The sequence below is a fragment of the Pseudomonas sp. GZD-209 genome (assembly GCF_049310485.1).
Taxonomy (GTDB): domain Bacteria; phylum Pseudomonadota; class Gammaproteobacteria; order Pseudomonadales; family Pseudomonadaceae; genus Aquipseudomonas; species Aquipseudomonas sichuanensis.
This window is the reverse complement of the sequence record NZ_JBMOWQ010000072.1, coordinates 1-6,017: the sequence shown is the minus strand read 5'-3', so window position 1 is coordinate 6,017 and position 6,017 is coordinate 1. Positions and strand designations below refer to the sequence as shown.

The window sequence follows — 6,017 nt, the reverse complement described above, 5'->3', positions numbered from 1 at the left end:
AAAAAAGGTGGGGGAAAACACCCACCCCCCATCGGTGTCGACCTGGCGGGGGAGCGGGCTTGCCCCGCGATTGTTTCTAGCAGGTTATTGCTGTGCCCAAGGCAGAATCGGAATCGCCGTCACCGCATTCTGCGGGCTGCCTTCGATCACGCGGTCGCTGTACACCAGGTACACCAGCGTATTGCGCTTCTTGTCGAGGAAACGCACCACCTGCATGGTCTTGAACACCAGCGAAGTGCGCTCCTTGAACACCTCCTCGCCATCCTTCAATTCACCCTTGAAGTGGATCGGCCCGACCTGACGGCAGGCGATCGACGCTTCGGCACGGTCCTCGGCCAGGCCCAGCCCACCTTTCAGGCCACCGGTCTTGGCCCGCGACAGGTAGCAGGTCACGCCCTCGACCTTGGGGTCGTCAAAGGCTTCGACGACGATACGGTCGTTGGGCCCGACGAACTTGAACACGGTGGACACCTGGCCGATCTCCTCGGCCCCAGCCAGCATCGGCAGCGCCAGGGCTGCCACGGCAATCATCCTTTTCAGCACGTTCACTTCCTCAGACCAGAACCAGGTTGTCGCGGTGCACCAGCTCAGGCTCGGCGCTGTAGCCCAGGACGCTTTCGATGGCATCGGACGGCTGGCCGATGATCTTCTGCGCTTCCAGCGCGCTGTAGTTGGCCAGGCCACGGGCCACTTCCAGGCCATCCGGGCCGACGCAGACCACCATCTCGCCACGGCGGAAGCTGCCCTGCACGGTCTTCACGCCGACCGGCAGCAGGCTCTTGTTGGCTTGGCGCAGGGCCTGTACGGCACCGTCATCCAGCACCAGGGTGCCACGGGTCTGCAAGTGGCCGGCCAGCCACTGCTTGCGCGCGGCCAGCATGCCGCGCTCGGGCGACAGCAGGGTACCCAGGCGCTCGCCGGCCTTCAGGCGGTCCAGCACGCGCTCGATACGGCCACCGATGATGATGGTGTGCGCACCGGAACGGGCAGCCAGGCGCGCAGCGCGCAGCTTGGTCTGCATGCCGCCACGGCCCAGGGCACCACCGGTACCGCCGGCCACGGCGTCGAGCGAAGGGTCGTCAGCACGAGCCTCATAAATAAGCTGGGCTTCGGGGTTGTTGCGCGGGTCGGCGTCGAACATGCCGTCGCGGTCGGTCAGGATCACCAGCAGGTCGGCCTCGACCAGGTTGGCCACCAGCGCGGCCAGGGTGTCGTTGTCGCCGAAGCGGATCTCGTCGGTGACCACGGTATCGTTCTCGTTGATCACCGGCACCACGCCCAGGTCGACCAGGGTGCGCAGGGTGCTGCGCGCGTTCAGGTAACGCTTGCGGTCGGAAAGGTCGTCATGGGTCAGCAGGATCTGTGCGGTGTGCTTGCCGTGCTCGCCGAAGCTCGATTCCCAGGCCTGCACCAGGCGCATCTGGCCGAGCGCGGCAGCGGCCTGCAGCTCGTTCATCGCGCTCGGCCGGGTGGTCCAGCCCAACTGGCTCATGCCGGCGGCCACGGCCCCGGAGGAGACCAGCACCAGTTCCACGCCCGCTTCACGCAGGGCCACCATCTGCTCGACCCACACCGCCATGGCGCCACGGTCCAGGCCCTTGCCATCGGCAGTCAGCAGCGCGCTGCCGATCTTCACGACCCAGCGCTTGGCGCCAGTCACCTTGCTTCGCATCTTCTCTTCCAACCTATGTCGAATCTGTAGATACCTGAGATACAAAAACGCCGCTCCAGAGAGCGGCGTTCAGTGTACTGCAACCGATCAGTCGCGCACGTAAATGATTTCCGGGCCGTCTTCGTCGTCCTCGAAATCATCATCCCAGCCGTCATCGTCACCGATGTCGTGCACGCTCTTGACGCCGGTACGGCGCAGGGTACGCGCGTCGTCCAGGGCCTGCAGCTGGGCACGGGCTTCGTCTTCGATGCGCTGGTCGAGCTCGGCCAGCTCCTGGGCGTAGGCCGGGTCGTTGGCCAGGCGGTCGGCGCGGTCTTCGAGGTAGCGCATCAGGTCGTGGCTGAGCTTCTCGGTGCCTTGCTTGGAGATCGCCGAGATCACGTAGACCGGGCCTTCCCACTGCAGACGCTCGACCACTTCCTTGACCCGCTCGTCGCGCTCGTCGTCCATGACCATGTCGGCCTTGTTCAGCACCAGCCAGCGCTCACGCTCGGCCAGCGACGGGCTGAAGCGGGTCAGCTCGTTGACGATCACTTCGGCGGCGTCGGCCGGGCTGCTTTCGTCCAGCGGCGCCATGTCGACCAGGTGCAGCAGCACGCGGGTACGCGCCAGGTGCTTGAGGAAGCGGATACCCAGGCCGGCACCGTCGGAGGCGCCTTCGATCAGGCCGGGAATGTCGGCGATGACGAAGCTCTTCCAGCGGTCGACGCTGACCACGCCCAGGTTCGGCACCAGGGTGGTGAACGGGTAGTCGGCGACTTTCGGCTTGGCGGCCGATACCGAGCGGATGAAGGTGCTCTTGCCGGCATTCGGCAGGCCCAGCAGGCCGACGTCGGCCAGGACTTTCATTTCCATCTTCAGGTCGCGCTGATCACCCGGCTTGCCTGGGGTGGTCTGGCGTGGCGCACGGTTGGTGCTGGACTTGAAGCGGGTGTTGCCCAGGCCGTGCCAGCCGCCCTGAGCGACCATCAGTTTCTGGCCCGGGGTGATCAGGTCACCGATGACTTCCTGGGTGGAAGCGTCGATCACGGTGGTGCCGACCGGCACGCGCAGGAACAGGTCTTCACCTTTCTTGCCGGTGCAGTCGGTGCTGCCGCCGTTGGAGCCGCGCTGGGCTTCGTGATGACGGGTGTAGCGGTAATCGACGAGGGTGTTGAGGTTCTCGTCGGCCACCATGTACACCGAGCCGCCGTCGCCACCGTCACCGCCGTTGGGGCCGCCGTTCTCGATGAATTTCTCGCGGCGGAAGCTCATGCAACCGTTACCGCCGTCACCGGCTTTTACCCGGATCGATACTTCGTCAACAAACTTCATTCAATACCGCCTCTCGTCGAATGACGAGTCGAAAACCAGAAAACCTGAGGCTCTTGCAAAAATGAGCGCGGCGGCCCCGCACGACCAGAAACCAACGCCAGCAGCCCAAACAAACAGCTTTGCAAGAGGCTCAACACAAACGAAAAAGCCCCGTCGCATGACGGGGCTTCTGGAGCGACGTCGCGATTAAGCGGCGACGATGCTCACGTAACGGCGGTTGAACTCGCCTTTCTTCTCGAACTTGATCACGCCTTCGATCTTGGCGAACAGGGTGTGATCCTTGCCCATGCCAACGCCGTAACCGGCGTGGAACTGGGTGCCGCGCTGACGGACGATGATGTTGCCGGCCTTGACGACCTGGCTGCCATACATCTTCACGCCAAGGCGTTTCGATTCTGAGTCGCGACCGTTACGGGTACTACCACCAGCCTTCTTGTGAGCCATGGTTCAATTCTCCAAATAAATTCAGGGGATCTAGGGGATTAAGCCTGGATGCCGGTGATTTTGATCTCGGTGAACCACTGGCGGTGGCCCATGCGCTTCATGTGGTGCTTACGACGACGGAACTTGATGATACGAACCTTGTCGTGACGGCCTTGCGAAATCACTTCGGCCACAACTTTGGCACCAGCGACAACTGGAGCACCGATGGTGACTTCTTCACCGTTGGCGACCAGCAGAACGCGATCGAAGGTCACGGATTCGCCAGTGGCGACTTCCAGTTTTTCGATCTTGAGGAATTCACCTTCAGCGACTTTATACTGCTTGCCGCCGGTAACGATTACTGCGTAAGACATGGTATTTCTCCGATAATCCTGCTCACCCAGCGCTTTATATGATGAGTATTGGCTGGCATGGCTGCATGGGGCTGGAACGGCCCGGTGCAATTGCGTAAGGCAGGTGCTGCCCAGGAAGTTAGGGTGCGCGATTGTACGCAACCCCAGAAATGCTTGCAAGTACTGGCCAAGGCCCACGGGCACCGCGCCTTGACACACCGATACCCGCGACCTAGCATGCCGCGCAACCTCAATGGAGCAGCCGATGCAACCCCAATCCTTCTACCGCGCGGTAGCTGACGATTTCAGCGCCGTCGACGAGATCATCAAGAAGCAGCTGACCTCGCGCGTGCCGCTGGTATCGAAGATCGGCGACTATATCACTTCCGCTGGCGGCAAGCGCCTGCGCCCATTGCTGGTGCTGCTGTGCGGCAAGGCCCTGGGCCGCGAAGGCGACGACCTGCGCCTGCTGGCCGCCACCATCGAGTTCCTGCACACCGCCACCCTGCTGCATGACGACGTGGTCGACATGTCCGGCATGCGCCGTGGCCGCTCCACCGCCAATGCCCTGTGGGGCAACGCACCGAGCGTGCTGGTGGGCGACTTCCTTTATTCGCGCTCGTTCGAAATGATGGTCGAACTGGGCTCGATGCCGGTCATGCAGATCCTCTCCAAGGCCACCCGGGTGATCGCCGAAGGCGAAGTGCTGCAGCTGTCGCGCGTGCGCGATGCCAGCACCACCGAAGAGGTGTACATGGAAGTCATCCGCGGCAAGACCGCGATGCTGTTCGAGGCCTCGACCCACAGCGCCGCCGCGCTGGCCCAGGCCACCGACGAACAGCGTGAAGCCCTGCGTACCTTCGGCGACCACCTGGGCGTGGCCTTCCAGCTGGTCGACGACCTGCTGGACTACAAGGGCGACTCGGAAACCCTGGGCAAGAACGTCGGCGACGACCTGGCCGAAGGCAAGCCGACCCTGCCGCTGATCTACACCATGCGTGAAGGTACGCCTGAGCAGGCTGCCCTGGTGCGCAAGGCGATCCAGAAAGGTGGCATCGAAGATCTGGAACAGATCCGCATTGCCGTCGAGGCGTCGGGCGCCCTGGCCTACACCGCCCAGATGGCCCGTGACTACGTGGCCCGTGCCATTGCCTGCCTGGAAGTGCTGCCGGCCAGTGAGTACCGGGATGCGCTGGTAGAGTTGAGCGAGTTCGCGGTAGCGCGCACCCACTGATTCATCGCGTCATCTTCATCGCGGGGGAAGAACACCCCCCCCACCACCCACAACCCCCCCCGGAAGAAGAGCGTACCCCCAACTCCCTTCGAGGGACACCCCCCTCCCCCCCCAAACCCCTTTTTTGCTGGGGTCGTTTTCTCCCCCCGCGATGCTTTTGTGCAGGAAAAAACTAAACCCTATACAATGTGCGCCTTTAATGCCCTGCAACCCAAGGAACCGAAGTGAGCACTCTGCCACCCTGCCCAAAATGCAACTCCGAATACACCTACGAAGATGGCGCGCAACTGATCTGCCCCGAGTGCGCCCATGAGTGGTCGGCCAGCGGCGAAGCCGAAGCCAGCGACGACGTGGTGAAGAAGGATTCGGTGGGCAACGTCCTGCAGGATGGCGACACCGTCACCGTGATCAAGGACCTCAAGGTCAAAGGCTCCTCGCTGGTGGTCAAGGTCGGCACCAAGGTCAAGAACATCCGCCTGTGCGACGGCGACCACGACATCGACTGCAAGATCGATGGCATCGGCGCGATGAAGCTCAAGTCCGAGTTCGTACGCAAGGTCTGACCTCCCTTTCGGGGCTGCCCCCGGGTGGCCCTGACAGATCCTGCAACAGGATCGCCTGCACCCTTCGCAACATTTCCGCCAATTGTTACTTGCTATTTTGATAATAAGAATTATTCTCATTGGAACCGCTATCCAAGGAGAATAGCCATGACTTATCTGATCGACGCCTGGCTGGAACGCCCCCACCCCTACTTACGCATCCTGCATCGCGAGACGGGCGAAGTGTGCGCCGTGCTCGAGGAAGACGCGCTCGACGAGCTGCGTGACCAGGGTGACCTGGACATGACCGGGTTGAATTCCAGTGAACCGGGGGTACTGAAGGAGCTGGTGAGGAACCTGTTTCTGTTCTGCTATGCGCGGGCATTGCGCCCAGGGGGAACGGATTGGAACTGAAAAATCGCGGGGGGGGAGGACGGCGAGGAAGCGCAGATAGGCAGGGGAGTTTTACTCCCATTTGT

At 62.5% G+C, this 6,017-nt stretch carries 8 protein-coding genes; 3 read left to right on the top strand and 5 right to left on the bottom strand.

What is annotated here, in order from left to right; genetic code table 11:
• Positions 1-84 precede the first annotated feature (84 nt).
• The 5 genes from ACO6VM_RS10675 to rplU all read right to left on the bottom strand — a co-directional run bounded on the left by ACO6VM_RS10675 (position 85) and on the right by rplU (position 3,783).
• Positions 85-531 carry a CreA family protein gene (locus ACO6VM_RS10675; RefSeq protein WP_322360316.1) on the bottom strand — a complete coding sequence of 149 codons (447 nt, stop codon included), beginning with the start codon at positions 529-531 and terminating at the stop codon, positions 85-87.
• 22 nt (positions 532-553) lie between these two features.
• Entirely contained in the window at positions 554-1,672 is a 1,119-nt protein-coding gene (gene proB / locus ACO6VM_RS10670; protein WP_153787193.1) for a glutamate 5-kinase, read from the bottom strand.
• A gap of 87 nt (positions 1,673-1,759) precedes the next feature.
• On the bottom strand, positions 1,760-2,986 hold the full coding sequence (cgtA, locus tag ACO6VM_RS10665; protein WP_390970174.1) for an Obg family GTPase CgtA: 1,227 nt from the start codon (positions 2,984-2,986) through the stop codon (positions 1,760-1,762).
• Between the two features lie 186 nt (positions 2,987-3,172).
• Positions 3,173-3,430: a 50S ribosomal protein L27 gene (gene rpmA / locus ACO6VM_RS10660; RefSeq protein WP_008092023.1), complete on the bottom strand. Its 258-nt coding sequence runs from the start codon at positions 3,428-3,430 to the stop codon at positions 3,173-3,175.
• 38 nt (positions 3,431-3,468) lie between these two features.
• Positions 3,469-3,783, bottom strand: a complete 315-nt coding sequence (rplU, locus tag ACO6VM_RS10655) for a 50S ribosomal protein L21 (protein ID WP_060512528.1) — start codon at positions 3,781-3,783, stop codon at positions 3,469-3,471.
• A 244-nt stretch (positions 3,784-4,027) separates the two neighbouring features.
• Here rplU and ACO6VM_RS10650 point away from each other — a divergent pair, with 244 nt between their 5' ends.
• The 3 genes from ACO6VM_RS10650 (at position 4,028) to ACO6VM_RS10640 (ending at position 5,952) form a co-directional block, all read left to right on the top strand.
• Entirely contained in the window at positions 4,028-4,996 is a 969-nt protein-coding gene (locus ACO6VM_RS10650) for a polyprenyl synthetase family protein (RefSeq protein WP_232881945.1), read from the top strand.
• Positions 4,997-5,220: 224 nt separating this feature from the next.
• A complete protein-coding gene (locus ACO6VM_RS10645; protein ID WP_125465575.1) occupies positions 5,221-5,559 on the top strand; it encodes a zinc ribbon domain-containing protein YjdM in 339 nt (112 codons plus the stop codon).
• Between the two features lie 147 nt (positions 5,560-5,706).
• Positions 5,707-5,952, top strand: a complete 246-nt coding sequence (locus tag ACO6VM_RS10640) for a hypothetical protein (RefSeq protein WP_110996196.1) — start codon at positions 5,707-5,709, stop codon at positions 5,950-5,952.
• Positions 5,953-6,017: the final 65 nt, after the last annotated feature.